Below are 25,545 nucleotides of genomic sequence, written 5' to 3'. Positions count from 1 at the left end.
GAAGCGCGTCTCCAATCATGGTTTGTCAATGCGAATGGCGCGGATTCCCGCGCTCGGCGATCACTTTCAGATAGAGCGTCGCGGGTTCGAGGCAGCCACCTGTCGAAAGCTGCCCGACCGTCTGACGATACAACTCCTGCCACGGCGTTTGCGCTGGCGGAATGTCGAACTTCATGCTGGCGCGCCGGCGCGCCAGTTCGTCTTCATCGACGAGCAGTTGCACGCTGCGCGCGTTGAGATCGACGCGAATGCGGTCGTTCGTGCGTAACAGCGCGAGGCCCCCGCCGACAGCCGCTTCCGGCGACATGTTGAGAATGGAGGGGCTCGCCGACGTGCCGCTCTGCCGTCCGTCGCCCATGCAAGGCAAGGACGTGATGCCCTGGCGCACGAGTTCCGCGGGCGGCGCCATGTTGACCACTTCCGCGCTGCCCGGATAACCGACCGTGCCCGCGCCGCGAATGACGAGCATGCAGTGCTCGTCGATTTCCAGCGACGCATCGTTGATGCGCGCGTGATAGTCCTCGGGACCCTCGAACACGATCGCGCGCGTTTCGAATGTATTCTCCTGGCCCGGCTCGCTCAGATAGGTTTGCCGGAACGCTTCGCCGACCACCGACATCTTCATGATCGCGCTGTCGAAGAAGTTGCCCGACAGCACGATGAAACCCGCACCATGCTTGAGCGGCTCGGCTGTCGTGCGAATCACGTCGCGATCGCCTGTCGCCGAACGCGCCGCGATATCGCCAATGCTGCGGCCCGACACCGTCATGCACGATTCGTGTATGAGGCCCGCTGCGGTCAGCTCGTGCATGACGGCAGGCACGCCGCCCGCGCGATGAAAACTCTCGCCGAGATAGTCGCCAGCGGGCATGCAATTGACCAGCAACGGCACCTGCTCGCCGACACGCTGCCAATCCGCGAGACTCAGTTCGATGCCCATATGCCGCGCGATCGCGATCAGATGCGGCGGACAATTGCTCGACGCACCCAGCGCGGACGCCACGACGATCGCGTTCTCGAAGGCCTCTTTCGTCATGATGCGCGAAGGCTTCAGATCGTCGCGGACCATCTCGACGATACGCTTGCCCGTCGCATACGCCATCTGGCCGCGCTCGCGGTACGCAGCGGGAATGCTCGCGCAGCCGGGCAGCGACATGCCGAGCGCTTCCGCAAGGCTGTTCATCGACAGCGCCGTGCCCATCGTGTTGCAGTGTCCGATGGAAGGCGACGAGGCCGTCGTCAGTTCCATGAAGCCTTCATAGTCGATCGAGCCCGCCGCGAGCAGATTGCGCGCATGCCAGATCACCGTGCCGGAGCCGACGCGCTTGCCTTGATGCCAGCCGTCGAGCATCGGGCCGCCCGACAGCACGATAGCGGGCATGTCGACCGTCGCGGCCGCCATCAGGCACGCGGGCGTGGTCTTGTCGCAGCCCGTGGTCAGCACCACGCCGTCGAGCGGAAAGCCATGCAGGATTTCGACGAGGCCGAGATACGCGAGATTGCGGTCGAGCGCGGCCGTTGGCCGGCGGCTCTGCTCGGCAAGCGGATGCACCGGAAATTCCATCGGAATGCCGCCCGCGTCGCGAATGCCCGCCTTCGTGCGCGCGGCCAGCTCGATGTGGTGACGATTACAGGGCGCGAGATCGCTGCCCGACTGCGCAATGCCGATGATCGGCCGGCCCGACTGCAACTCCTCGCGCGTGAGGCCGTAGTTCATGAAGCGCTCGACATACAGCGCCGTCATGTCCGCGTGCGAAGGATCGTCGAACCATTCCTGGCTGCGCAGACGGCGCGCTTGCGTGTTCTCCGTCATCTCGTGTCTCCATGTTTGCTTGTGCCGCCGTTGCTTCGTGCGGGTGCTTCCACCCCGCTTCAAAGGCGTATCGGGTACGGCACGTTATCGGTAACATCCGATCATGGTAGCACGGCACTCGCGCGGCACGAAAGGCCGCGACGAGTCGTGTCAGGCGCTTTCGCGCGCGATCACCGTGTAGTCGATTTTCACGCTTTTGCGGGTCGCCGGGCGAGCCGATGCATGCCGCGCGGCACTGTCGCTTTCGGCCAGCGCGGCCAGCAGCGTTTCGCCCGTGCGCGTGCCGATGCCGTAGGCGTCGACGGACACGGTCGTGATGGTGGGCGTGCAGCACGCCGACATTTCGAAATTGCCGAAGCCCGCAATCGCGATGTCGCCGGGCACCGACAGGCCGCGCCGGTGACACTGCATGATCGCGCCGAACGCGGACATGTCGCTCACGCACATCACGGCATCCGTGTCGGGCCATTGCTGCAGCAACGCTTCGAGCGCGGGCGCGCCGTGGCTCATCGTGATGGGCGACTCGCCCAGCCGCACCACGCGCGGCTCGCCCATGCCCTGCGCCTTCACTTCCTGCAGATAGCCCCTCAGACGCTCCATGCCGCGTCTGTCGAGCTCGCTCGCGCCACCCAGAAAGCCGATGCGCCGATAGCCGCGCCCGGCGAGATAACGCACCATCTCGCGTGCCGCTCTGGCGTTGGAGAAGCCTACGGCCGCGTCGATCGGCGTCGCGGGCAAATCCCACATCTCGACGACGGGCACGCCCGAGCGCACCAGCAGCTCGCGCGTCGCGGGCGTGTGCTGCGCGCCCGTCAACGCGATGCAGCGCGGCTGATGACGCAGCATCGAACGCACCAGCCGTTCTTCGCGTTCGAGGTCGTAGTCGGTGTCGCCGATCAGCAGTTGCAAGCCGTAAGGTTCGAGTGCGGCCGTGAGTCCGCGCACGGTGTCGGAAAAATTGGAACTGGCAAGCGACGGCACCAGCACGGCGGCGAACGCCGAGCGCCCGGAGGACAGCGCGCCCGCCGCAGCGTCCGCGACGTAGCCGAGTTCGTCGATCGCACGCTGCACGCGCTCGCGTGTCGCGGGTGCGACGCCGCGGCCAGCCAGCACGCGCGACACGGTCATCTTCGATACGCCTGCCAGCGCCGCGACGTCGGACATGCGCGGCGGTCCCGCGAGCGTGCTGCGTGTTGGGGATACGCGCCTGGTGGTGCGTGGAGTGCTGGACATGCTGAAGGGGTCGATCGCGTTCGTGGACAGGCGCATATGATAACGGCAGCGCGCACGACCCAACCTTTCGCGACGGATGCGACGCCGCGCTTACTGCGTCACGCGTAGCGCGCTGCGCTTTTCGATCAGACCCGGCACCGATACGCGCATCGCGAACACGCCGCCCGATTGCGGGTACTGCTCGATCTCTTCGGCAGGACGGCCCTGCCGGGCCGTCGTCACGTAAAGCGTGCGCAGGTCGTCGCCGCCGAACGCGCACATCGTCGGGCAGCGCGCGGGCAGCGGATGTTCTTCGACGACCTTGCCTTCGGGCGAAATGCGCACGACGCGCCCGCCCTCGTACAACGCCGACCAGTAGTAGCCTTCGCTATCCACCGACGCGCCGTCGGGACGCCCGCGATCCGTCGGCGTCGGCTGGAACTTCACCCAGTCTTCGCGCGGCCCGACCTCGCCGCTGTCGATGTCGTACGGATGACGGTAGATCGTGAAGCGCGGCGTATCCGAGTGGTAGCACCAGCGGTAATCGGGGCTGAACGCCATGCCGTTCGACGTCAGCAGGCCCGCGTCCATCTTCGTCAACGCGCCGTTCGCGTAGCGATACAGCGCGGCCGCATCGCCCGCCTTCGGCTCGTCGAGCGTGCCGAGCCAGAAACGTCCGCGCGCGTCGCAACGGCCGTCGTTGAAACGGCTCGTTGCGGGGTTCTCGGCGTTCGCGCACAGCTTGCGCACGACCTGCCCTTTCGCATCGAGCAGAAAGATGCCCGTGCGCATGCCCGCGATGAAGCCATCGTCCTCGGTCAACGAAAAGCAACCGATGTTCTCGGGCATCGGAATCGCGCTGTTCTCGCCTGTCTTCGGATCGAAGCTATTCAGCGCGGGCGCGTTGATATCGACCCACCACAGCTTCGCGCGGCGCTCGTCCCAGCGCGGACATTCTCCAAGCGCGGCGGCGGCGGGCAACACACATTCCAGTGTCTGCATGATGACGATCCTCTGTGTGAGCAACGGGCGCAACGGGCCGCGCGCCTGGTAGGGCGCGCCGGCGAACCAGTCAACAGTAGCAGACATTCACGCGCACAGCAGCGCCAGCACACGGTCCAGTTCCGCTGCGAGCGCTTGGTCGTCGAGCGCATCGACCGCGGATGCCTTGCGGGGAATCGCGAGCGTGCCTTGCGTGACTGCCTGCTTGAGCAACGCAAGCAGCGCCTCGCGCGTCCGGCTGCCGTCGATATGCGGCAACAGGTAATGCGCCACGGGATCGAGCTGGACGGGCTCGTGCCATCCGTTGAAGGTGTGCACGGCCTGGCCTTGCGGCAGGTCGGCGGGATAGTCGCGGGCGGACTGTTCGACGCATGGATTCTCCGCTTGACGCACGTACGGCGCCACCCGATAACGCCCGATGCCCTGAACCACGATCGCGTTGAAGAACGCGACGAGTTGTCCTTCCGTGTCGTTGCCCGCCTCGGCGCTGACAGGCAAGCTCGTCTGCGCCATGCGGTGCAGTTCCTCGAAACCCAGCGTGAAAGGCCATGCCCGCGCGAGCGCATCGGCGGCCAGCTTGGCGACGGGCGTGTCGAACACGACTACGCTGCCATTGGACGCGCCGAATCGCTGCGGCGAATCGTCGATACGCACTTCGCCATCGGCGCATTCCAGTTGCGCGGCCACATGCAATTCGCGCAGCCGTGTGTGCTGCATCTGATAGCTGATATCGCCGGCGCGTTCCTTGTGAACGAGCAGCGAGCGTCGAAACGAGCGGTCGCTGACGAAGTCCAGATACTGTTCGAGCAACACCTGGCTGTGTCCGCATTCGCTGAACAGCAACCGCGCAATCTCGTCGCCGTAGTTGGTCGCGAACATCAGCGGCGGCTCGGCGTCGGCCAGATAGGCGAGGCCGTGCGACTCCGCGCGCGCCGCAAAGTCCTTGAAATAGCAAGGCGCGTTGTTCGGCGACAGGAAGTCGTGGATCACGTAGGCGGCATCGTAGGTCTGAACCGTTTCCTGGTCCTGTTCGACCGCGCGCGCGAGCACGCTGTTGCGCAGCGCGTGCTTGTGCAGAAAATCGAGCATGCCGCGCCCATGCGCGAGACGCGTATGGGCATCGTCCTGCGCATGCGCGCGCAGCAGCATCGCATCGCGCACGATCTCGTGCGCTTTCCAGCCCGGATAGGTTTTGTAGCCAATGTAGGCGACGCCGTCAGCCGACAGGTTCTCGCGGCAGATGTTCAGGATCGCCTGCTGCACCGCCTCCGGCACCCAACTGTAGACGCCATGACACAGGATGTAGTCGAACTGGCCGAACGTCTTTGTCACCGACATCAGATCCTTCTGGAGCAGTTCGACGTTGCCCAGTTGCAAACGCTCGATACGTCTGCAGCCGTCTTGAACCTGCGTGCTGGAAAGATCGATTCCGACCGCGCGTGCCTGAGGATTGCGCACCGCGAACGGAATGAGATTGCCGCCCGCCGCGCATCCCAGTTCAAGCACGCGCGCCGTGCGCACGTCGGGCGCGGAAAGGCCGAACGCGTAGGCGACTGCCGCCAGATGTTCAGGCGCGCTGTGGTGATAGGGAAACGAGTAATACGGACAATCGTCGTAGTTCTTCTGGATCTGCTGAATGGCGTCTGTCATGGCGGAAGCTGAGTTTCGGCGTGTGTGGACCAAAACCCAGTGTAGGCGCGGCGTACAGACGAATTGTCACAATCCGTCACGTTCAAGGACGTCGGGATGCAAGCCGGCGTCATGCCGGTTCAACCGGCGCAGCGTACCGCGCGTGCCGGCCTGTAGCTCTCGCCGCGGCGCCTGTGCGCGCGCGTTGCACGCCGGTCTCTCAAGCGCTCGGGTCGCATGCTCGCGCCGTCACGCGGGCCATCGTCGCCGTGTGCGGGCGGACTCGTCGACGCCTTGTCTCGCACAAAGAAATCGATCAACGTCGAGATGCGCTGTTTCATGTGGTCTCCAAATGCTTGTCGTGCGTCGTCCGTCGTGAGTAAACGCAAACGGCGTCCCGACAGTCCGGTGCGAGACCAGACCGAAGGGACGCCGTTGTCCAATCCGATGTTACGAAGGTTTGCCATAGAGCGGCTCATCGTTGATGCCGCGGCGGTTCGGTGATGCAAGCGCTATGCCATATGTGCGGCGATGCGCCCGAGTCCACGCCGGGTGGAGGGTTGCGGACGTCGAGACGTTCCGGCGGGTCACGCCGCGCGTATCAACATGATGCCTTCAGGCACGTTCGTGGTGCGCCGCAGCACTGCGCGAGTGCGGCGAGCGCGAGGCCCACGGACCTGCACGCACGCCGTGCTTTTCCGCATAGAAAGCGTCCAGCGAAGCCAGCCGCGCCTCGCGCGCATGCTATACGCGCCCATCGAAACCACTGGCCTTGTTCTTGCAATAACGTGTTCGCCGGCAAAGGCGCCGGCAACGAATCGAGTGTGGGCACGCAGCGTTGCGCGCCCGCCATGGAAAACAGGCAGGATCAGTCAGGACAGCGGCGTCCCCTTCGTGCATGCACGGACGGGACGCCGTTTTGCATTGGCGGCCAATGATCGACGATCAAACGATGGAGAACAGAATGAACACGGGCAAAGTCACACTCGTCAGCGCAGGACCCGGCGACCTCGATCTGCTGACCTTCAGGGCGGCCAAAGCGATCGCAGCCGCCGACGTGCTGCTGATCGACGACCTCGTGAACGACGAGATCGCCGCGTTGAAAGCGCCGCATGCCCGCGTCGTCAAGGTCGGCAAACGCGGCGGCTGCAAGTCGACGCCGCAAGCGTTCATTCAGCGCCTGATGCGCCGCTACGCACTGCAAGGCAAGCACGTCGTGCGCATCAAGGGCGGCGACGCGCTCTTGTTCGGGCGCGCCGGCGAAGAGATCGCGGACCTGCGGCACGCGGGGATCGACGTCGAGATCGTCAACGGCATCTCGTCGGGTTTCGCGGCGGCCGCCGCGCTAGGCGTGTCGCTCACGCATCGCGATCATTGCCAGGGCGTGATCTTCGTGACCGCGCATCTGCGCGACGGCACCGAGCCCGACTGGGCCACGCTCGCGGCGACTGGCATGACGCTCGCAATCTACATGGGCGCGAGCCGCATCGACAGCATCAGCGAAGCCCTGGGCGAGACGCTCGCGCCCGAGACGCCCGCTGCCGTCGTGCAGTGGGCCGGCACGTCGCGCGAGAAGCGGGTCTGCGCGCCGCTGCGCGACATCGCGGCGCGTGCGGCGGCGCAACAGATTGCCAGCCCGGCCGTGATCCTGGTGGGCGGCGCGATCGGCGAAGCGATCGGGCAACTGGCCGCGCGCGGCGAACCGCTGCGCCGCCTGAGCGCGTGAGGCCGGATAAACGGCGGGCTTACACGCTGTCCGGATGGCCGAGCATGAGCTTGACGATATCGGCCTGAGTCAGCATGCCGACGACGCGCCCGTCCTCATCCACGACGGGCAGATGATGATGGCCGTTCTTCGTGAAGAGCGGGATGACTTCCGTTAGCGGCGCCGTTGCGTCGACGTACTGTGCATGGCTCGACATCACGGTCGTGACGGGCCATTCGCGCCTTTCGCTCTCGGGTGCGATGGTGTCGGAAGCGAGCTTGAGAAAAGGCAGGACTTCGTCCAGCGGTTGCAGATCGACGTGCGTGACGACGCCTTTGAGGCGCCCTTCGGCACCGACCACGGGCAGCAGCTTGATATGGTGCGCGTCCAGCGCCGCCAGCGCGCCGCCGATGCTTTCATTGACGGTCACCGTGACGGGCGGCTTGCGCATCACATCCGCGCACGTGAGCCGCAGCAGATCGTGCAGATACGCCTGCCGGCGCAGTTCGTCCAGCAGTTCCCGCCGTTGGTCCTGCCGCGCCAACGCCCGGTGTTCGCCGTCGCCCGATTCACCGTTGCCGTGGTCGAGTCCCCTATGGTGCCGCTGGGTTCCGAAACACCAGTGCAATACCGACGAAATCGACATGTTGCGCCTCCACACCATCAGCTTACATCGCTTTCCGTGACTTTACGTCATAACGTGAGGTATTCGCTTGCGACGGCCCGTCGCGGGCGGGAACGGGAAAGACAGCCCGGCATGCGATAATCGTTCCGTACGCCGCGCCGCGGCGGCCTCTTGCTTCAGCCCTTGAAATCGCTTCTCGTCACGCTCGACCAGATCGCGGAATTCGATGAAATCGTCGACGTCCGCACGCCACTCGAATTCGCCGAGGACCACATTCCCGGCGCCATCAACGCGCCCGTACTGTCGAACGAGGAGCGCGTCATCATCGGCACGATGTACGCGCAGGTGTCGCCGTTCGAGGCGACCCGGCGAGGCGCGGCGATGGTGTCGCGCAACATCGCCGCGCATCTGGAAACGACCTTCGCGGACCGCCCGCGCAACTGGCGTCCGCTGATCTATTGCTGGCGCGGCGGCAAGCGTTCCGGGTCGATGGCGACGTGGTTGAATCTGATCGGCTGGCGCGCGCGGCAACTGGACGGCGGCTACAAGACCTACCGGCGCAAGGTGGTTGAACTGCTCGATACGCTGCCACGGCAATTCAGCTATATCGTGCTCGCGGGCCACACGGGCAGCGGCAAGACACGTCTGCTGAATGCGCTCGCCAGGGCCGATGCGCAGACCCTCGACCTCGAAGCGCTCGCCGCGCATCGCGGCTCGATTCTCGGCACGCTGCCCAACGAGCCGCAACCCACGCAGAAAGCATTCGATACCGCGCTCGTCGGCGCGTTGCGCCGTTTCGATCCGAAACGGCCCGTGTTCGTCGAAGCGGAAAGCCGCCGTATCGGGTCCATCGCGTTGCCCGCTTCATTGACGGAACAGATTCGTCGCGGCTCGTGTGTCGCCGTGGTCACGGAGCGCGACGAGCGTATCCGCCTGCTGCTCGAGGACTACGCGCATCTGTTCGACGACCGTGCGCTCTTCAAGTCGCAACTCGCGCGGCTCGTCGAATTGCATGGGCGTGCGCGAATCGGCGAATGGCACAAGCTGATCGACGAAGACCGCCGTGTCGAGCTATTCGAGCAGCTGATCGATCTGCACTACGACCCCGCGTATGCGCGCAGCACGGGCAAGCATTTTGCGCGGCTGCCCGAATCGACGCGTTTCGCGCTGCGGCCCACGGGCGCCGATCTCCATGAACAGGCCTGCGCACTGCTCGCCCAGCTGCATTCAGCCAGCAACGAGATAGCTCTGCCCTAACCCGTCCATCACCAATGCTCAGCCGTCGGCCACGGCAGACGCTGCAGCGACCAGTCCAGCTCCGCGCCGACCACGCAGCGCCCCACGGCGGACTGCAACGCGACAGTCACGGCAATGCACGGCCTGCCGCTCGCCAGCGACAGATACGGGCTGCTCGTGATGGGTACGCCCGGCCGCAGCACGGCATTGCGGAAATACGGCCGGTGGTCCCAGCGCGCATCGCGCGGATTCGCGACGGGATGCAATGACCCGCCGTCGATGCCGGACGCCCTGCCCGGCACCTCATGCCCGATTTGCCGGCCCGTATCGTCGAGCACGAAGCAGCTGATGCACAGCTCCAATTGCGCGAGATCATAGAACGCGTCGTTGAGCGGCACGCCCTTGAGCCACGCATCGACGCCCGCGTCGAGCGCCTGCCGGTACGGCCGCACTTCCGATTCGAACAACGCATGCTGATGCGCGCGCCCTTCGGCGATCACGTCGAACGCGTGATCGATGCGCCGGTGCACCGCATCGGGCGGCGTAACGGACGGCGCAGGGCGGCCGAGCAAATAGCCTTGCGCGAAATCGACATTCGATTCGACGGCGAGTATCAGCTGCTCAGTGGTCTCCACGCCTTCGACCACGACCAGCATGCCCGCCTGATGCAGCAGCGAGACGAGCTTCGGCAGGATCGGCTGATCCGCACCCGGGCTTTTGGCGCGGATCAGTTCGCCGTCCAGCTTCACGAGGTCGGGCCGGATACGCAGCAGCCGGTCGAGGTTCGAATGGCCTGCGCCGAAATCGTCGACGGCGATCAGGAAGCCGTGATCGCGATATTGACCCGCCGCGCGCGACATATCGTCGACGCTGCCGCCATGCGACTCCAGCAGTTCGAGCACCACGCGCTCGGACGGAATGCCCGCCGAGCGCGCGATCTGTGCGAGTTGATCGGGATAGCCGTCGGCGACGAAGGTCGCGGGCAGGATGTTCAGGAAGACCCACGCGTCGTCCGGTATCAGGCGGCGCGCATTGCTCAGATGCAGCGCGTGGCTGGTGCGGTCCAGCTCGCCCTGATCCGTGAAGGGCTTCGGGGAAAACAGCTCGACGGGCGGCACCTGCGCGCCGTCCTCGCGCTCGCCGCGCAACAAGGCCTCGAAGCCGACCTGCTTCTGATGCGACAGGCTATAGAGCGGCTGGAAATGCGAGGTCAGCCAGAAGTCGTCCCATTGCTGGCGAATCGGCTGCGACGCCGTATCGCCGTCGGCGTGGACGTGCGTCCACGTCAGGCGCACCGGGTCGACGAGCGTCGCGCGTTCCGCGCACACGCGGTTGCGTCCCGAATACTTCGCGCGCAGCAGCGCCTCGTCCGCGCGGTCGAGCAGCGCCATCACGCTTTCGCCCGGCCGGTATTCCGCCACGCCGAAGCTTGCGCTCAACTGGCCATCGGGACGCGCGACGCGCCCGATCGCCGCGCGCAGCGTTTCGGCCAGATGCGCGGCGGGACGCAACGCCGCGTCGTGCAACAGCGCAAACTCTTCGCCGCCGATACGGCTCACGATATCGGCCGCCGCCGTCAGTTCCTTCAGCACGCGCGCCACGTCCGACAGCGCCTGATCGCCGACCGCATGGCCGAACTGGTCATTGAGCGACTTGAAGTAGTCGATGTCGAGAAAGATCGCGCTGACCTTCGCGCCGCTATCCAGCTTCGACAGACGCATCGCCGCCTGCTCCAGAAACGCGCGGCGGTTTTGCAGGCCTGTCAGCGGATCGGTGGCGGCGAGGCGGGCGAGCCGGTCTTCCAGCAAAAAGTGATTGCGCCGGAACCAGTAGAAACCAAAGTGAAACACGGCCGAGGTCGGCACCGCGATCAGTATCCACATCCAGCACACGACGCTGGTGTTGCCGTGCGGGTCCGGCAGGTTCAGCAACAGCGGCGTGCCCGCCGCGTAGAACAGCGCGGTGCCGATGCAGAAGTGCGCAGGCGTGAGCCACAGCGGCGCGGCGCAGACGGAGATCACCACGATCGCAGGCAGCGCCCACAACAGCGGCTCTTCGAGCCCGACCACATTCAACTCGAGCCCCGCCAGCAGGACGAGCGTGTACGCCACGCCGATGCCGCCGAATACCGACGTGCGCCGGGTCCGGGGAATCGCGGCGACCAGCAGCGCAAGCACGATCGCGCACGCGAGCCGCCACACGAGCGGCACGGCCGGTCCGGAGACGAGACTGCGCGCGCAAGCGAAGGCGATGAACGCGACGACGGTAAACGCCATCGTCACGGTCGAAAGGGGTCGCTGATGTTCCAGCGAACGTCGGTGAAACCGGCTTCTAAATCCGGCGTCGGACGTCTGTTCCGTCGGGGAGAAAAGCATTGTCAACTCAGGCCAGTTTCGGTCACTCTGCCGATGTATAACGGCAGCAAACGCCTGAGGTTAATACTTCACATCGATTCGCACAGTCGGGCAGTCAATGCCAGCCGGCCCGCTTTGCCTGACATTTGACGTTTGCGGTCGCGGGCAGCTTGCATTCGATGCAATTCATGTTGCGAACGCAACCGCCTATTCCCTTTATGTGGGAAATGAATCGCGGCCCGTGCGTCAAAGAGGCGGCCGCTGCAACTGGACCCAGCGTTGCACCGACGGCCTTTGCCATTGATGCCGCGCGTAATCGGCGAGATGTTCCGGCACGTCGTCGCCGTTCAGCACGAGGCGGTTGAGCATCAAGGCGAGGTCGAGATCGGCGATACACCATTCATCGAACAGAGACTGTGCGCCTGGCGAGAGCCATGCATTGCAAGCCGCGAAGAGCTTGTCGGCCGCCTTGCGCGCGACGGCGGAGAGCGCCCCGCCTCGCGCGCCGTAGAACACGACTTCCGTCGGGCGCTCGCTGCGAATCGGCATCAGGTCGCTGCGCAACCACGCTTGAATCTGGCGCGCCCGCGCGCGCAGTTTTCGATCCACCGGGTAAAACGGCGTGCCTTCGAAAGTGTCGTCGACGTACTCAGTGATCGCCGACGACTCGGACACCGCAAACGCGCCGTGAACCAGCGTCGGCACGCGCTGCGTGACGGAGGTCGCGGCGTACTCCGGCTCGTTGTTCGCATGACGGCCCAGATCGACGGTTCGCATGTCGAATGTCAGACGCTTTTCGTGAAGCGCGACGAAAACCGACATCGCATACGGACTCGCGAATTGCGCGTCAACATAGAGAAGCAGTGAGTTGGCCGACGACATGGATTCCTTGCACGTGTGTTCGATGAACGTTCGCGGCGCGCGCCCTCTTGCGCTTCAGAGCACGAGTTCGAGAAAGCGCGTACCGGGAACGGGATTCGCGTAGTACGGAGAGGTCTCTGCAAAACCCAAACGCTCGTAGAGTATTTGCGCGAAAGCCGTTTGAGGTACGGAATCTAGCACGAGCTTTGCAAAGCCGAGCGACTTCGCCTTGTCGATCAATGCATGCATGAGTTTCTCGCCGAGCGCGGAGCCACGGTATGCTGGCCGCACGTAAAGCCGCTTCACTTCGGCGACCTCATCCGAATGACGCAGCAGTCCGACGCAGCCCGCTATCTCCGCCGGAACTTCCGCGATCAGGAACATACCCGAAGGCAACGTATACGTTTGTTCGAACGATTGCATCTCTTGTTCGAAGCCGCGATACGACAGGTCCATAGCGAGCCATCTCACGTATTCGCGAACGATCGCGACGAGCGGCGCAGTATCGCTGGGGAACGTCGCTTCGCGAATCTCGGGAAGCACCCGAGGTCTGGTTACGGTGGTGGAAGTGGTCATGTCGCCCTCACGCTGAATACCCGGATCTACCGTATGGAACCCAGCGTATCGCGCGCGGCGGCGCACAGTCTTGAACGTTTGTGCGCGCTCCGCTCCCGCTCGGCGCGCCATGTCTTCCATATCCTGACGCGTGCGCAATTTCTCGTAAGCAACCGGCTTTATCGCCCGTTGCTCGCCCGAATGCGTACGCGCACGGCACCTATGCTTGCAGATCGAGACTATCTGCATCGAGGGGCCAATGCGCTTTACCACTGCTTCCATCCTGCTCGCGGCCATCCTGTGTCTGCAAGGATGCGCGACATCGCTTCAGACCTTCATGCTCGGCGGCCTGGTCGGCGCGGCAGCGGGCATCAGCGCAGTCACATGCGTTGTCGTGTGTCACTAGCCATCCGCATACGATGAAGCTCAACCGATACACCGTAGCCGCGCTCGGCCTGCTGGCGATGACCAGCGCGCATGCCACCAGCTTCAATTGCGCAAAGGCGCATTCGCCAGCCGAGACGCTGATCTGCCACGACGACGGTCTGTCCCGAGCAGACGACGAACTCGGCAAGCTGTTCAAGCTCGCACAGCGCCAGGCCGCCGACCGTCGCGCGTACAGAAAAGAGAGCGACAGCAAATGGGCGTGGCGCGAAGAGAACTGCAGGGATGTCGCGTGCCTGAGCGACTGGTACTCGACGCGCATCGAAGAGATTCGCGAGCAGTTGCACAAGCCTTCGCCGGACGAACCGCGCGCGCCGCGGCCCGTGGACACGGATCTGGCCGCCGTGAGCCAGCCCGCGGACAAGCCGAAGCCATTCGAATCGCAGGCACTCGGCCGCGACGTCCAGCAATGCACGGCCACGACGCAAGATCTCGTGCCGCCCGTGCAATGCGATAACGTGCTGGGCAAACGCGCGCAATGGCAAGCGCGTGAGCCGTCTTCCGATGGCTGGTTTTGCGGCGTGGCGATGATCGCGGCGCCTTCCGCCGACACCAGCGCGTCGCAATAGGAAGCGCGTCGAGAGCGGTAACGGGAAAGAAACGAAGCGCTAAAAAAACAGCTCGAACGCCAGAATGTTCGGGCTGTTTTAGCTACACCCGGAACGAAGTCAGAGCAACATCAGCGCGCAGTAAAGAAGCGCCCGCCCGCATCCAGCTTTTTGCTGAACACACACTCCAATCGAAGCCAACCGACCCGGCGTATCCACCGCGCGCCTGATAGTCGAGGGAGAGTTTTCGCTTCCCGCGTTTTTGCGACGGGCTGTTGCGCGACGGTCGCGCGCGTGTATCACGCCGCGACGGTAGACTTTCCTTTTTCGAATCGAGGAGCGCCACTTGAACACCCCGGGCATCGTTTATCTGTTCTCGTACGGCACGCTGCAGGATCGCAACGTACAGATTTCCAGCTTCGGCCGCGAGCTCGCGGGCCGTCCCGATTCATTGCCAGGCTATGCGCAGACGCTCCTTGCCATCGGCGATCCTAAGGTCGTGGAGATCAGCGGCAAGACTCATCATCCCGTGGTGCGACCCAGCGCCAATCCCGCCGACGAAGTGGCGGGCACGGTCTTCGAAATCACCCAGCAGGAGCTGCTCGCCGCCGATGAATACGAGGTGTCGGACTACAAGCGCGTGCTCGTCACGCTGAAGTCCGGCATCGATGCGTGGGTGTACATCGCCGCATGACGTGCGCGCCCGGCTTGCTTACCGGTCCTTACGAGGCCTCAAGTTGCGCGCGCGACTGGACGTTAGCACCGTCAGTGCAACTGGAATTCGCGACTGAAGGAGGCGTGCAATGGTAAGCAGTGTCGGATATGGGACGGCGACGACGCCGTCGACGCAACTCGCTTCCGTGTCCGGCGAAGCATCGGCGCAAGCCGCGCAGTCCGCGGCGAACAATGTGATCGGCGCCGCGCAAAAGCAGAACGAAGGGAAGCAGAACACTGCGACGAAACCTGCGCAACCGGGCGTCACGGTCAGCATTTCGCCCGAAGGCGCGGCGGCGGCTTCGCGTGTGCAGGCTACGGATCAGGCGACGGCATCCACTGACGCAGGCACGGACAACACACAAACGAAAGCGGACAACGGCACGCCGGACTCGGCCGTTACCGACAGCGACATCGACGACCCCACCGCAACGGACGATGCTACGGGCAGCACGGAAGCCAATCCCGCGAACGTCTCGCCGGTGAAGGCATTCGCCTATGGCGCATTGGGACTGGAGCGGCCGGACCAGCCGCACGACGAGCGCAACGGCTTCTACACCGCAGGCAAGTGGCTCGCGGCAGGGCTGACAATCGGAGGATTGATCTCGCTGCTCGCGTGATGCGGGCAGCGAGCAGGGACATGCTTCAGCGCTTTGGCCGCAGCACAGCTTGCTTGTCGAGCGTGTCGATATCTTCATCGAGGCTCTTGCGGATCGTGTCGATCGCCTGATCGACGTTGGCGGGCTTCAGCTGGTTGCGCGCCAACGCGACATACACGTAGTGACGCAATGCCGGATCGTGCGTCTTCGACAGCACGTCGTGATAGACCGCAATCATCTCGGCATCGCGCCCGCTCATGTCATAGAGACGCTGCAGATGCTCGAGATCGTTGATCGCCGCGAAGCCCGGACCATGCGGCGGCGGGCCGTCATGCGCGGTGCCGTCGTGCGGCGGCGGAAAATCGGACGAAGGCGGCACTTGCGCGTGAGCGGCGCAGGTCAGCGCGACCTGCGCGGCGAGAAGAGAAATGCGTTTGAGCGAGATCATGGCGATCGGCAGAACGGCGGCTGCCGTTGCAGTAATGAAGATGCCGAAACGATAACAACGCGTCCCACGCGATGGGAGGCTCGCCGCAAAGGGCTCGCTTACGCAGGCTTTCACGTATCACATGCGTGCTGGCTCGATCGCGTGCGTCGACGGGCGGCGCGCGCCGTCCGGGCTCGGCGCATGGGGATCGTCCTACGCTAACACGCGCGAGCAAAAGAAAGGCGGTGAAAGACACCCGGTCCTTCACCGCCGCGCTCGATGCGTCACGACTCGCTCACAGCACGCCGAGCAACGCCTTCGGCTCCAGAAACGCTTCGATGCCATATGTGCCGTATTCGCGGCCGATACCCGACTGCTTGAATCCGCCGAACGGCGCAGCCGGCTCATGCGCCAGCGTGTTGACGAGCACGCGTCCCGCCTCGATGCGCGACGCCACTTCGTGCGCGCGCGCCCTGTCCTGCCCGAACACGTACGCCTGCAAGCCGTAGTGGGTGTCGTTGGCGATCCTGATCGCCTCTTCCGTGTCGCCGTACGCGATGATCGACAGCACCGGCCCGAAGATTTCCTCGCGCGCGATCGTCATGTCGTTGGTCACGTCGCTGAAGACGGTCGGCCGCACGAACCAGCCGGCATCGAGCCCGTCGGGACGCCCTTCGCCGCCCGCGACCAGCCGCGCGCCTTCGTCAATGCCGATGCCGATATAGCGCTGCACGCGCTCCCATTGCTTCTGGCTGACCATCGGCCCGACGGTGGTGCGCGGATCGCGCGGATCGCCCGATTGCGTCAACGCCACTTCGTCGCGCACGCGCGCCTCGAACTCAGCGAGACGCTGGCGCGGCACCAGAATGCGCGTACCCGCGATGCATGCCTGCCCGCTGTTCATGAAGCCCGCGTTGATCGCGAGCGGCACGGCCTGCTCGAAGTCCGCGTCGTCGAGCACGATGGCGGGCGACTTGCCGCCCAGTTCGAGCGTCACGCGCTTGAGCGTATCGGCGCCCGTGCGCAGGATCGTCTTGCCGACCGCCGTCGATCCCGTGAACGAAATCTTCGCGACATCCGGATGCGAGCTGATCTGCGCGCCGACGGAATCGCCGCGCCCCGTCACGATGTTGAACACGCCGGGCGGCAGATCCGCCTCGTGCAGCGCCTGCGTGACGATCTGCGTCTGCAGCGCGCTCATTTCGCTCGGCTTGATGACCGTCGTGCAGCCCGCCGCCAGCGCGGCCGCAAGCTTGCCGCAGATGAAGCCCGCATTGCTGTTCCACGGCGTGATCAGCCCCGCGACGCCAAGCGGCTGCATCACGACTTCCGCGCTGCCCGCGCGGCGCGTGAACTCGTACTGCTCCAGCACCTTTGCCGCTTCGATCAGCACATTGCTCGCGTGCTGCGCCATCCAGCGGCCGCGCGACACGGGCGCGCCGTACTCTTCGACGATCGCTTCGTAGAGCTCGTCCTCTTTCGCGACGACGGCGGCATGCATGCGCCTGAGCATGTCGATGCGCGCGCGTTTGCTGGTGCGCGAAAACGCCGGGAACGCGCGCTTCGCTGCCGCGATTGCGTCGCGTGCATCCTTTGCGTCCGCGAGACGCACACGGCCGATCACGCGCTCGGTCGCGGGGTTGAAAAGGTCGAACCATTCGTCGCCGTGCGGCGTGACGAACGCGCCGTCGATATAGATCCTGTCGATTGTGTGCATCTGCGTATCCCGTGACTTGCCTTCAGTGCCATAAAGATAGCGGCGCCTGATTGACGCGACTAGCCGTACAATCAGACATGACCTATTGAGCAAAACAGGATAATGAAGACGACCGGCCTGAGCGAACTCGAAGCGGTGCTAGCTGTTGCGCGTCACCGGAGCTTCCGCGCCGCCGCCAACGAGATGGGCGTCTCGACGTCGGCACTGAGCCATTCTGTGGCGGCGCTCGAAGCGCGCATCGGCGTGCGGCTCTTCAATCGCACGACGCGCAGTGTGTCGTTGTCGGAGGCGGGGGCGCAGTTTGTCGACAGTGTGGCGCCCGCGTTGTCGACGATTCGCGTCGCGCTGGAGCAGGCGGGCAGCTTTCGCGACACGCCGAGCGGCACCTTGCGGATCAACACGGCCGTGGGGGCGGCGCATCAGGCGATGCCTGTTTTCATAGCGTTCCTCGCGCGCTATCCGGAGATGAAACTGGATATCGTGACGGAGGGGCGGCTGATCGACATCGTGATCGAGGGGTTCGATGCGGGGATCCGGCTCGCGGAGACGGTGCCGCAGGACATGATTGCGGTGCCGTTCGGGGATAAGCAGCGGTTTGCCGTGGTCGGCAGTCCGGCGTATTTTGCGCGGCATCGGCCGCCGCGTACGCCTGACGAGTTGAGTCAGCATCGTTGTATTCGGACTCGAATGCCGAGTGGCACGATTTATCAATGGGAGTTCGAGCGGCATGGGGAGACGGTGCGGATCGATGGCAAGGGTGCGTTGACCCTTGATGAATCCGGGTTAATGTTGAGCGCTGCGCGGGCTGGGGTTGGGCTGACTTATCTGTCCGAGTGGACGGTCGCTGAGGATCTTCAGGCGGGGACGCTGGTTCGCGTGCTGGAGGATTGGACGCCGCCGCTGGATGGGTTGTGTCTTTATTATCCTGGGCGCAGGCATGTGCCCGCTGGGTTGAGGGCGCTTATTGCCATGGTTCGGGAATCGGCGGAGTTGCGGAGGGAGGGGTAGGGGTTGGTTGGCGACGCCGTTTGGGGTTTTCGGCGTTTGCGCTGGCATCCGCGATTTGCCTTCGTGGGTCGTGCTTCGCCGGTCGGTGTTTTCGGCCTTTGCGATGGCATCCGCGATTTGCCTTCGTGGGTCGTGCTTCGCCGGTCGGTGTTTACAGCCTTGCGCTGGCATCCGCGAATTGTTAGCTCGCTCCAGGCGTCGCCCCTGTGCGGGGCGGCACCTACTTTTCTTTGCCGCCGCAAAGAAAAGTAGGCAAAAGAAAGCGGCTCACACCGCCAGTGCTAGTTCTTGCCTGAGGGCCCCCAAAGGGTCTTACGCTCCACACGACAACGTACTTATCAATGCCCGTCGCCAACGCTTCGAATGAACGCCTCACCCGCTTCAAATACCCGTACCCGGTCAAGCGTCAGCGAATGGTATGTGCCGCCCAGGTGGCAAACTGTGTGTAGGTTGTCGCGTCGTATAGGGTAGCGCTCTTACAGGGTGGAACACGTGTGCTATCGGTCCGGAGTGAGGCGTGAGAAGCACTACGGCCTACACACAGTTTGCCACCTGGGCGGCGGCGGACTGTCTGGCGCGGTGGGCTGTGACGTGGGGGCTTGAAGCGGGTGAGGCGCTCTTTCAGAGCGCTTGCAACGAACACGAATGACGTGGTTGCCGTGTGAAGTGTAAGAACCTTTGGGGGCCCTCAGGCAAGAATTAGCGCTGGCGGTGTGAGCCGCTTTCTTTTGCCTACTTTTCTTTGCGGCGGCAAAGAAAAGTAGGTGCCGCCCCGCACAGGGGCGACGCGTGGAGCGAGCTAACAATTCGCGGATGCCAGCGCAAAGGCTGAAAACACCGACCGGCGAAGCACGACCCACGAAGGCAAAACACGGACGCCAGCGCAAAAGCAAAAAAACAAAAAGACAAAAACAAAAAAACCAAACCAGAATGTCGATTCCCCCCACCCTCACCCGTCGTCAAAAATGAAACCCGCCATTCCGCGGTCCCACCCCAATCAGACAGGAGAAAAAACATGCGCGTCATGGTAATCGTCAAAGCAACGAGCGACTCCGAAGCCGCAAAAATGCCCACCACCGAGCTACTAACCGCAATGGGCCAATACAACGAAGAACTCGTAAAAGCGGGCATCATGCAGGCAGGCGAAGGCCTGCATCCAAGCTCCCGCGGCAAGCGCGTCCGCTTCTCAGGTGCAAACCGAACCGTAATCGACGGCCCGTTCGCAGAAACAAAGGAGCTGATCGCCGGCTTCTGGCTCTGGCAGGTGAAATCGATGGAAGAAGCTGTTGAATGGGTCCGGCGCTGCCCAAATCCAATGGAAGGCGATTCGGAAATCGAGATTCGTCAGGTCTTCTCGGCCGAAGACTTCGGCGACGAGTTCACCCCCGAACTACGCGCGCAGGAAGACCGCCTACGCGCCGAGATCGAACAGCAAACCCACAAGCCAACTTGAACAAACCCAAGCCCGCCGGCGGCACGCAGCCATTTCACCGCGCACGCAACGCATCGACGATATTCATGCGCGCCGCCCGCATCGCAGGCAAAAAGCCGCCGACGAGCCCCATCGTCATCGAAAACGCCAGCGTCTTCAAGACGATCGCCGGCGTGAGAATGAACCGGAACGACAGGTCCGCAAAGGTCTGAAAGTTCGTCGTGGAAAACGACGCGAACTGCATGAAGGCGGCGCATCCCAGTCCCGCCAGGCCGCCCACGAGCCCCAGCAGCACCGCCTCGATCAGAAACGCAGCCAGCACGTTCGCCCGCTGAAAGCCGAGCGCGCGCAACGTGCCAATCTCAGCGACCCGATTGGCCACCGACGCGTACATCGTGATCATCGCGCCGATCATCGCGGCAATTGAAAAGATCATCGACAACGTAAAGCCAAGAATGTTGAGAAAGGTCGACAGCGCCTTCGACTGGTCGCTATAAAACGTCTGCTCGCGCTTCGCTTCCTCCGCGAGACGCGGATCGACATCGATGTCAGCCCTGAAGCGCTCGAACTGATCGGACTCCGCGAGCCGCACCACCATCGACGAATAACTGGTGCGCCGGAACGACTGCATCAACTGGTCGACGTCGCCCCAGATCTCGGAATCGAAGCCGCTGCCGCCGGCATCGAACGTACCGACCACCGTCCAGTCGCGCTGCGCGAAACGCAGATGCTCGCCGAGTTGCGTGCCGCTGAAGCCCTTCGCGATGCTGCTGCCCACAATGATCTCCGACGAGCCCGGCGCAAACATGCGCCCCGACACGAGCTTCACCTGCGGCCGCAAGCTCATGCCCGCCGGCGATACGCCGCGAATCACCACGTTCGACGGCTTGCCCGTGCCGAGCTTCAGCAGCGAAATCAGCACGACGGATTCCTTCGACGCCATGCGCATGCCGTCGCCGCCCATCGCCACGGCGGGATGCATCTCGATCACGTTGGCCTGGCCGCGGTCGATCGCGCTCTGCACCTCCGTTTCCGCGCCCTTGCGGATCACGATCACGTTGTCCGCTTCGCCCGTCGATACCAGCGTCTTCTTGAGTCCCGCATCGAGCATCAGCACCGTCGCGAACACGAACACCACGAGCGCGAGGCCGCCCGCCGTCAGCGCCGTGGTCAGACGGCGCGTCCACAGGTTGCGGGCGATATACGAAAGCGGGATGGCCACGTTGTGCTTGCCTTTAGCGTTGAAACTCAGCCGATCGCCCGCAGGCCTTCGACGATCCGCACGCGCGCCGCCTGCAGCGCCGGAATGATGGCGGCAGCCAGCCCGATGACGAGCGCGCACGCGGCCTGCTGCAGCATCGTTTCGCGCGACACGCTGAACACCGGGAACACGCCGCCCGTCGCCTGCTTGAAGAAACTCGCGGCGGGCGGCGTTGCGAGCATGCCGAGACCCGCGCCAACCGCACAGATGGTCAGCGACTCGCCGAACATCAGCAGCGCAAGAAAGCCCGGCCCGAAGCCGAGCGCCTTGAGCGTCGCGTATTCAGTGGTGCGCTCGCGCGCGCTCATCGCCATCGCGTTCGCCATCACTGCCATGATGATCACGATCACCACGTACGACACGAGCCGGATCGCCGCGATGATCTGATTCGACATCGCAACGAAACCGAGCTGAAACGCCTGCTCCGTTTCCGTCAGCGTTTCGGCGAGCGAGTTCTTGAACACGTTGTCGACGTTGCGGGAAATCGCGGCGGCATCGTCCGGATTGTCGATGCCGAGCACGTACACGCCGACCTGGTCCGCGCGCCGCCCCGGCGTCTTGCGCACCGATTCGTTCAGATAGTCCCAATGAAAGATCATCTGGCGCGTGATCGTCGATTCGTCGCGGCCGTCCAGAATGCCACGCACGACGAATTCCCACGTGCCCGGATAGATCGTCCCCTTGATCGGGATCACGTCGCCGACCTTGAAGCCGTACGCAGTGGCAAGCTGCCGCCCGATCAGGCACCCCTTGCGGTCGCGCTCGTAATCCGAGCGCTGCTGCGCGGGCAAAATGAATTCAGGGTAAAGGTCGAGATAGTTGTCCGACACGGCGAACTGCGCGAAGAAATTCTTCGGCTCGCGATAAACGCCGCCGAACCAGTTCGAGCGCGCGACCAGCGTCACGCCCTCCACGCCGCGAATCCGGTTCTCGTAGCTGAGCGGCAACGGGAACGTGAGCGAGATCGAGTTGCGCGTCACGAGCCGCGCGTTCGACGCGGCCGCCGCGCCCGCATACCACGCGTCGATCACGGTATGCAGCAGCCCGAACGCCAGCACGGCGATCATCAGGCCAAGCACGGTCAGCGTCGTGCGCAGCTTGTGCCGCAGCGCGTTGCGCGTGATCAGCTTCAGCAGGAACATGGCGCCGCGACTCCCGATACTGCCGCGCGCGCTTCAGCGAGCCGTGCCATCGATCAGCTCCCCTTTCTCCAGATGCACGAGCGCTCGTGCCGCGCCGGCCGCGTGCGCGTCATGCGTGACCATGATGATCGTCTTGCCCAGTTCGCGGTTCAGGCGCTGCAGCATCGTGAGCACTTCTTCGGCGGATGCGCGGTCCAGGTCGCCCGTCGGTTCGTCGGCGACGATCAGCGTCGGGTCCGTGATCAGCGCGCGCGCAATCGCGACGCGCTGCTGTTGTCCACCCGACAGCTCCGACGGGTAATGATGCGCGCGATTGCCGAGATTCACCATGTCGAGCACGAGCGCGACGCGCTCGCGGCGCTCCTTGCGCGTCAGGCGGGTGAGCATCAGCGGCAGTTCGATATTCTCGAACGCCGTCAGCACGGGCATCAGGTTGTAGAACTGGAAGATGAAGCCGACGTGCGCGGCGCGCCATTGCGCCAGCGCCGATTCATTGAGCCGCGTGATGTCCAGCCCGCCGACCCGCAACTCGCCGCCGTCCGGCCTGTCGATGCCCGCAATCAGATTGAGCAGCGTGCTCTTGCCCGAGCCCGACGGCCCCATCAGCGCGATGAAGTCGCCCTCGCCGATGGCCAGCGTGATATCGGATAGCACGGGCACGGTCTGCACGCCGCGCCGGTACGATTTGACCAGATGCCGGATATCGACGAGCGGCGGCGTTGCGTTGATCGGCTCGCTCACTGTTTCTTCGCCACGGTGACTTTGGCGCCGTCCTTGATGTGCTCGTTCGGCGCGCGCACCAGTATGTCGCCGGGTCGCACGCCGCTCACTTCGACCAGTTCGCCGAGCGTCGCGCCCGTCGTGACGGGCACTTCGCGCACGCTGTCGTCCTTGACCACGAACGCCACCTTGCGGCCGTCGCGCTCCACGAAGGCGGCCGGCTGCGCCGCGACCACCGGCTTGCGGTCTTCGGGCGGCACCGGCTTCGACAGAAACGCGATCTTCGCGCTCATGTCGGGCAGCACGCGCGCGTCGCGATCGACGAAGCGCACCTTCACGAGCACCGTCGCTTTCGAACGGTCGACGGTCGGCACGATGCGCGACACGCTGCCCGCGAGGCGCATGTCCGGCAGCGCGTCGAGCTGGATCTCGCAGGGCGCGTTCACGGCGATCCTGCCGATATTCGATTCGGCGACGTCGGCTTCGACTTCGAGCGTGTCCATATCCGCGATCGTCACGACGGCGCCCTTGCTGTCCGACGCCTGCGAAAACGGCGTGATGTTGTCGCCGACGTTCGCGTGCTTTTCGATCACCACGCCGTCGAACGGCGAGCGGATCACGGTCTGATCGACGGCGACCTGCGCGGCCTGCGCGTTCGCCTGCGCGGCCACGATCGCGGCGCGGCTATTGTCGATCGATGCCACGGCCTTGTCGTAGCGCGCGAGATCGGCGTCGTATTGGGTGGCGGAAATCGCGCCGTTCGGCGCCAGAATTTTCGAGCGGCGCAGATTGATTTCGGCGTTCTTCAGTTCGGCCTGCTGCAACGCGAGGTTTGCCTGCGCGACCTTGATCTGCGCCTTCGCCTGCGCAAGCGACGCCTCGACGTCGTTGCTCTCGATCCGCGCGATGATCTCGTCTTTCTTGACGCGCGTGCCTTCCAGCACGCCGAGCCATTCGAGGCGCCCCTGCGCCTTCGACGATACAGCCGCCTTGCGCTGCGGCACGACATAGCCCGTTGCATTGAGCAGCGTGTAGGTTTGCGACGGATAAGCCGACACCACGGTGGTGGTCTCGACGGTCTGCGGCCCCGCCAGCCGGAGCCCAGCGACGAGCGCGACGACGAGGATCAGCGCGATGACCCCGTAGCCGATCCAGTTGCGCCGGCGGCCGCCCGTGGCGACGGCGGGCCGGTCGATTTTCAGCCGCTTCAGATCGTGATCTGCCAATTTCTTATGTCGTTGCCGCAGGTGGATGCTGTCGCGCGTCTCGACGCATCGCCACGCCGGCTACTTATAGTGTGTAAATGGGTCCACAGTATAGCGCCGCGCCCTGCCCGCGTCTGCACGGCCTGGCATCCCGCTTGCAACGACACGGTGCTGGCGCGCAAAACGCCGGGAGTGCTTACGATTCATGCCTGCTGTCACGTGCCGCCTATGCGATAAGCATCCGGCTGCATCGCGCAAGTGTTGACAGGCATCTGCGCCAACGGTTTAGATTCTGGCCGTTGGTGTTCGATTTCCGAGGGGGACATCATGGAACAAAAACAGACTGTCGCAGCGGACAGCACCGCAGTACGCGTCGCGCTATGGCGCGCGATGCATGTTCAGATCGACGCGCCGCCGCATGTGCTCGACGACGAAGCCGGCCTGCGGCTCGCCGCGCCCGACGCGGGCTGGCGCGAACGTCCCGACATGGACGCGCAAGGAACGCGCGGGTATCGCGCGTCGATCGTGGGCCGCGCGCGCTTTATCGAAGACCTGGTGACGGAACAGGCGGATCGGGGCGTCGGTCAGTACGTGATCCTCGGTGCGGGTCTCGATACGTTCGCGCAGCGCAAGCCTCACGTCGCGTCGCGCTTGCGCATCTTCGAAGTCGACCGGCCGGGTGCAACGGCATGGAAGCGCGAACGCCTGCTCGAACTCGATTACGGCGTTCCCGACTGGCTGCGGCTCGTGCCCGTCGACTTCGAAGCCGGTCAGTCCTGGTGGGAACAGATCGCCGACGCGGGTTTCGATGCGGACGCGCCCGCCGTGATCGCATCGACGGGTGTCTCGATGTACCTGACGCGCGAGGCGAATCTGGCGACGCTGCGCCAGATCGCGAAACTCGCGCCAGGCTCGACGCTGGCCATGACCTTCCTGCTGCCGCTCGATCTCATCGATCCCGCCGAGCGCGCGCAGCATCAGTTCGTCTACGAACGCGCGCGGGCTGCGGGCACGCCGTTCGTCAGTTTCTTCAAGCCCGTCGAGATGCTGACGCTCGCGCGTGAAGCGGGTTTCAAGGGCGTCAAGCATGTGTCGACGGCCGATCTCGTCGAGCGCTACTTTGCGGGCCGGTCCGATGGACTGAGGCCGTCGACGGGTGAAGCGTTTCTCGTTGCGACTACCTGAAGCCATCTGAGACCACCGGAAGCCTCATGGCCGCGCGCCGCCCGTCATGAAACGACGGCGCGCGGCCATCGCCGCACGACGGCGGATGTGATCGTGACCGTGTCGTCCGTCACGCCGCTCAGGTCGAGTCCCGTGACGGCTGCGCAGTTCA

General features: G+C 64.4%; 23 protein-coding genes. 9 read left to right on the top strand and 14 right to left on the bottom strand.

From position 1 onward, the window contains the following. Positions 1 to 25: 25 nt before the first annotated feature. The 4 genes from C2L66_RS19205 to C2L66_RS19190 form a co-directional block, all read right to left on the bottom strand. Positions 26 to 1,813, bottom strand: coding sequence for an IlvD/Edd family dehydratase (locus tag C2L66_RS19205; protein ID WP_060603706.1), 1,788 nt, complete (start codon positions 1,811 to 1,813; stop codon positions 26 to 28). A 150-nt stretch (positions 1,814 to 1,963) separates the two neighbouring features. Continuing rightward, positions 1,964 to 2,977, bottom strand: a complete 1,014-nt coding sequence (locus C2L66_RS19200) for a LacI family DNA-binding transcriptional regulator (RefSeq protein WP_060603708.1) — start codon at positions 2,975 to 2,977, stop codon at positions 1,964 to 1,966. Between the two features lie 159 nt (positions 2,978 to 3,136). Then, positions 3,137 to 4,027: an SMP-30/gluconolactonase/LRE family protein gene (locus C2L66_RS19195; protein ID WP_054932677.1), complete on the bottom strand. Its 891-nt coding sequence runs from the start codon at positions 4,025 to 4,027 to the stop codon at positions 3,137 to 3,139. Positions 4,028 to 4,114: 87 nt separating this feature from the next. Beyond that, positions 4,115 to 5,677, bottom strand: a complete 1,563-nt coding sequence (locus C2L66_RS19190) for a methyltransferase regulatory domain-containing protein (protein ID WP_060603711.1) — start codon at positions 5,675 to 5,677, stop codon at positions 4,115 to 4,117. 943 nt (positions 5,678 to 6,620) lie between these two features. Between C2L66_RS19190 and cobA the strand changes: the two genes are divergently transcribed. Next, complete coding sequence (gene cobA / locus C2L66_RS19180) at positions 6,621 to 7,382, top strand: uroporphyrinogen-III C-methyltransferase (RefSeq protein WP_054932678.1); 762 nt, start codon at positions 6,621 to 6,623, stop codon at positions 7,380 to 7,382. 19 nt (positions 7,383 to 7,401) lie between these two features. Here cobA and C2L66_RS19175 read toward each other — a convergent pair whose 3' ends face one another. Next, positions 7,402 to 8,007, bottom strand: coding sequence for a CBS domain-containing protein (locus tag C2L66_RS19175; RefSeq protein ID WP_060606903.1), 606 nt, complete (start codon positions 8,005 to 8,007; stop codon positions 7,402 to 7,404). A 162-nt stretch (positions 8,008 to 8,169) separates the two neighbouring features. Here C2L66_RS19175 and mnmH point away from each other — a divergent pair, with 162 nt between their 5' ends. Next, positions 8,170 to 9,243 (top strand): tRNA 2-selenouridine(34) synthase MnmH, encoded by a 1,074-nt coding sequence (mnmH, locus tag C2L66_RS19170; protein WP_060606907.1) that lies wholly within the window; start codon positions 8,170 to 8,172, stop codon positions 9,241 to 9,243. Positions 9,244 to 9,251: 8 nt separating this feature from the next. On the opposite strand, the gene C2L66_RS19165 is transcribed toward mnmH, so the two are convergent. From C2L66_RS19165 to C2L66_RS19155, 3 genes are all read right to left on the bottom strand, one after another. Further along, the gene (locus C2L66_RS19165) at positions 9,252 to 11,597 is read right to left on the bottom strand and encodes a bifunctional diguanylate cyclase/phosphodiesterase (RefSeq protein ID WP_060603715.1); all 2,346 of its coding nucleotides are present in this window, start codon (positions 11,595 to 11,597) and stop codon (positions 9,252 to 9,254) included. Between the two features lie 225 nt (positions 11,598 to 11,822). After that, the gene (gene yfcF / locus C2L66_RS19160; RefSeq protein WP_060603718.1) at positions 11,823 to 12,458 is read right to left on the bottom strand and encodes a glutathione transferase; all 636 of its coding nucleotides are present in this window, start codon (positions 12,456 to 12,458) and stop codon (positions 11,823 to 11,825) included. 54 nt (positions 12,459 to 12,512) lie between these two features. Further along, positions 12,513 to 13,013, bottom strand: coding sequence for a GNAT family N-acetyltransferase (locus tag C2L66_RS19155; protein ID WP_054932681.1), 501 nt, complete (start codon positions 13,011 to 13,013; stop codon positions 12,513 to 12,515). A gap of 238 nt (positions 13,014 to 13,251) precedes the next feature. Between C2L66_RS19155 and C2L66_RS41270 the strand changes: the two genes are divergently transcribed. The 4 genes from C2L66_RS41270 to C2L66_RS19140 all read left to right on the top strand — a co-directional run bounded on the left by C2L66_RS41270 (position 13,252) and on the right by C2L66_RS19140 (position 15,318). Beyond that, a complete protein-coding gene (locus C2L66_RS41270) occupies positions 13,252 to 13,398 on the top strand; it encodes a hypothetical protein (protein WP_007745195.1) in 147 nt (48 codons plus the stop codon). 13 nt (positions 13,399 to 13,411) lie between these two features. Beyond that, the gene (locus C2L66_RS19150) at positions 13,412 to 14,005 is read left to right on the top strand and encodes a lysozyme inhibitor LprI family protein (protein WP_054932663.1); all 594 of its coding nucleotides are present in this window, start codon (positions 13,412 to 13,414) and stop codon (positions 14,003 to 14,005) included. Positions 14,006 to 14,330: 325 nt separating this feature from the next. Then, entirely contained in the window at positions 14,331 to 14,678 is a 348-nt protein-coding gene (locus C2L66_RS19145; protein ID WP_060603721.1) for a gamma-glutamylcyclotransferase family protein, read from the top strand. A gap of 109 nt (positions 14,679 to 14,787) precedes the next feature. Next, complete coding sequence (locus C2L66_RS19140) at positions 14,788 to 15,318, top strand: hypothetical protein (RefSeq protein ID WP_054932665.1); 531 nt, start codon at positions 14,788 to 14,790, stop codon at positions 15,316 to 15,318. 25 nt (positions 15,319 to 15,343) lie between these two features. Here C2L66_RS19140 and C2L66_RS19135 read toward each other — a convergent pair whose 3' ends face one another. Together C2L66_RS19135 and C2L66_RS19130 are read right to left on the bottom strand one after the other, a co-directional pair. Next, positions 15,344 to 15,745, bottom strand: coding sequence for a hypothetical protein (locus tag C2L66_RS19135; protein WP_233445008.1), 402 nt, complete (start codon positions 15,743 to 15,745; stop codon positions 15,344 to 15,346). Between the two features lie 274 nt (positions 15,746 to 16,019). Next, on the bottom strand, positions 16,020 to 17,441 hold the full coding sequence (locus tag C2L66_RS19130; protein WP_054932667.1) for an aldehyde dehydrogenase family protein: 1,422 nt from the start codon (positions 17,439 to 17,441) through the stop codon (positions 16,020 to 16,022). Positions 17,442 to 17,543: 102 nt separating this feature from the next. Here C2L66_RS19130 and C2L66_RS19125 point away from each other — a divergent pair, with 102 nt between their 5' ends. After that, the gene (locus C2L66_RS19125) at positions 17,544 to 18,449 is read left to right on the top strand and encodes a LysR family transcriptional regulator (RefSeq protein WP_060603727.1); all 906 of its coding nucleotides are present in this window, start codon (positions 17,544 to 17,546) and stop codon (positions 18,447 to 18,449) included. A 1,015-nt stretch (positions 18,450 to 19,464) separates the two neighbouring features. After that, entirely contained in the window at positions 19,465 to 19,902 is a 438-nt protein-coding gene (locus C2L66_RS19120) for a YciI family protein (protein ID WP_060603731.1), read from the top strand. 34 nt (positions 19,903 to 19,936) lie between these two features. Here the strand turns inward: C2L66_RS19120 and C2L66_RS19115 are convergent, their stop codons facing one another. The 4 genes from C2L66_RS19115 to C2L66_RS19100 are packed head-to-tail and all read right to left on the bottom strand — an operon-like array spanning position 19,937 to position 24,230. Beyond that, positions 19,937 to 21,103 carry an ABC transporter permease gene (locus C2L66_RS19115; protein WP_060603734.1) on the bottom strand — a complete coding sequence of 389 codons (1,167 nt, stop codon included), beginning with the start codon at positions 21,101 to 21,103 and terminating at the stop codon, positions 19,937 to 19,939. A gap of 26 nt (positions 21,104 to 21,129) precedes the next feature. Then, positions 21,130 to 22,284, bottom strand: a complete 1,155-nt coding sequence (locus tag C2L66_RS19110) for an ABC transporter permease (protein WP_060603741.1) — start codon at positions 22,282 to 22,284, stop codon at positions 21,130 to 21,132. A 33-nt stretch (positions 22,285 to 22,317) separates the two neighbouring features. Beyond that, complete coding sequence (locus tag C2L66_RS19105) at positions 22,318 to 23,025, bottom strand: ABC transporter ATP-binding protein (protein ID WP_054932685.1); 708 nt, start codon at positions 23,023 to 23,025, stop codon at positions 22,318 to 22,320. Further along, on the bottom strand, positions 23,022 to 24,230 hold the full coding sequence (locus tag C2L66_RS19100) for an efflux RND transporter periplasmic adaptor subunit (RefSeq protein WP_054932686.1): 1,209 nt from the start codon (positions 24,228 to 24,230) through the stop codon (positions 23,022 to 23,024). Before C2L66_RS19100 ends, C2L66_RS19105 begins: the two co-directional genes overlap by 4 nt. A gap of 306 nt (positions 24,231 to 24,536) precedes the next feature. Between C2L66_RS19100 and C2L66_RS19095 the strand changes: the two genes are divergently transcribed. Next, positions 24,537 to 25,394: a class I SAM-dependent methyltransferase gene (locus tag C2L66_RS19095; RefSeq protein ID WP_054932687.1), complete on the top strand. Its 858-nt coding sequence runs from the start codon at positions 24,537 to 24,539 to the stop codon at positions 25,392 to 25,394. The last annotated feature ends 151 nt before the right edge of the window (positions 25,395 to 25,545 follow it).

The organism is Paraburkholderia caribensis (assembly GCF_002902945.1).
Classification (GTDB): Bacteria; Pseudomonadota; Gammaproteobacteria; order Burkholderiales; family Burkholderiaceae; genus Paraburkholderia; species Paraburkholderia caribensis.
The sequence above is the reverse complement of the archived record's forward strand: the minus strand, read 5'-3'. Positions and strand labels throughout refer to the sequence as shown.

What these genes read in the sequence shown, in the direction of transcription:
- C2L66_RS19125 (WP_060603727.1), top strand. Translation starts at nt 17,544, where the DNA reads ATGAAGACGACCGGCCTGAGCGAACTCGAAGCGGTGCTAGCTGTTGCG.
- C2L66_RS19165 (WP_060603715.1), bottom strand. Translation starts at nt 11,597, where the DNA reads ATGCTTTTCTCCCCGACGGAACAGACGTCCGACGCCGGATTTAGAAGC.
- C2L66_RS19110 (WP_060603741.1), bottom strand. Translation starts at nt 22,284, where the DNA reads ATGTTCCTGCTGAAGCTGATCACGCGCAACGCGCTGCGGCACAAGCTG.
- C2L66_RS19140 (WP_054932665.1), top strand. Translation starts at nt 14,788, where the DNA reads ATGGTAAGCAGTGTCGGATATGGGACGGCGACGACGCCGTCGACGCAA.
- C2L66_RS19205 (WP_060603706.1), bottom strand. Translation starts at nt 1,813, where the DNA reads ATGACGGAGAACACGCAAGCGCGCCGTCTGCGCAGCCAGGAATGGTTC.
- C2L66_RS19195 (WP_054932677.1), bottom strand. Translation starts at nt 4,027, where the DNA reads ATGCAGACACTGGAATGTGTGTTGCCCGCCGCCGCCGCGCTTGGAGAA.
- yfcF (WP_060603718.1), bottom strand. Translation starts at nt 12,458, where the DNA reads ATGTCGTCGGCCAACTCACTGCTTCTCTATGTTGACGCGCAATTCGCG.
- C2L66_RS41270 (WP_007745195.1), top strand. Translation starts at nt 13,252, where the DNA reads ATGCGCTTTACCACTGCTTCCATCCTGCTCGCGGCCATCCTGTGTCTG.
- C2L66_RS19135 (WP_233445008.1), bottom strand. Translation starts at nt 15,745, where the DNA reads ATGATCTCGCTCAAACGCATTTCTCTTCTCGCCGCGCAGGTCGCGCTG.
- C2L66_RS19120 (WP_060603731.1), top strand. Translation starts at nt 19,465, where the DNA reads ATGCGCGTCATGGTAATCGTCAAAGCAACGAGCGACTCCGAAGCCGCA.
- C2L66_RS19130 (WP_054932667.1), bottom strand. Translation starts at nt 17,441, where the DNA reads ATGCACACAATCGACAGGATCTATATCGACGGCGCGTTCGTCACGCCG.
- C2L66_RS19190 (WP_060603711.1), bottom strand. Translation starts at nt 5,677, where the DNA reads ATGACAGACGCCATTCAGCAGATCCAGAAGAACTACGACGATTGTCCG.
- cobA (WP_054932678.1), top strand. Translation starts at nt 6,621, where the DNA reads ATGAACACGGGCAAAGTCACACTCGTCAGCGCAGGACCCGGCGACCTC.
- C2L66_RS19150 (WP_054932663.1), top strand. Translation starts at nt 13,412, where the DNA reads ATGAAGCTCAACCGATACACCGTAGCCGCGCTCGGCCTGCTGGCGATG.
- C2L66_RS19175 (WP_060606903.1), bottom strand. Translation starts at nt 8,007, where the DNA reads ATGTCGATTTCGTCGGTATTGCACTGGTGTTTCGGAACCCAGCGGCAC.
- C2L66_RS19095 (WP_054932687.1), top strand. Translation starts at nt 24,537, where the DNA reads ATGGAACAAAAACAGACTGTCGCAGCGGACAGCACCGCAGTACGCGTC.
- C2L66_RS19155 (WP_054932681.1), bottom strand. Translation starts at nt 13,013, where the DNA reads ATGACCACTTCCACCACCGTAACCAGACCTCGGGTGCTTCCCGAGATT.
- C2L66_RS19200 (WP_060603708.1), bottom strand. Translation starts at nt 2,977, where the DNA reads ATGTCCGACGTCGCGGCGCTGGCAGGCGTATCGAAGATGACCGTGTCG.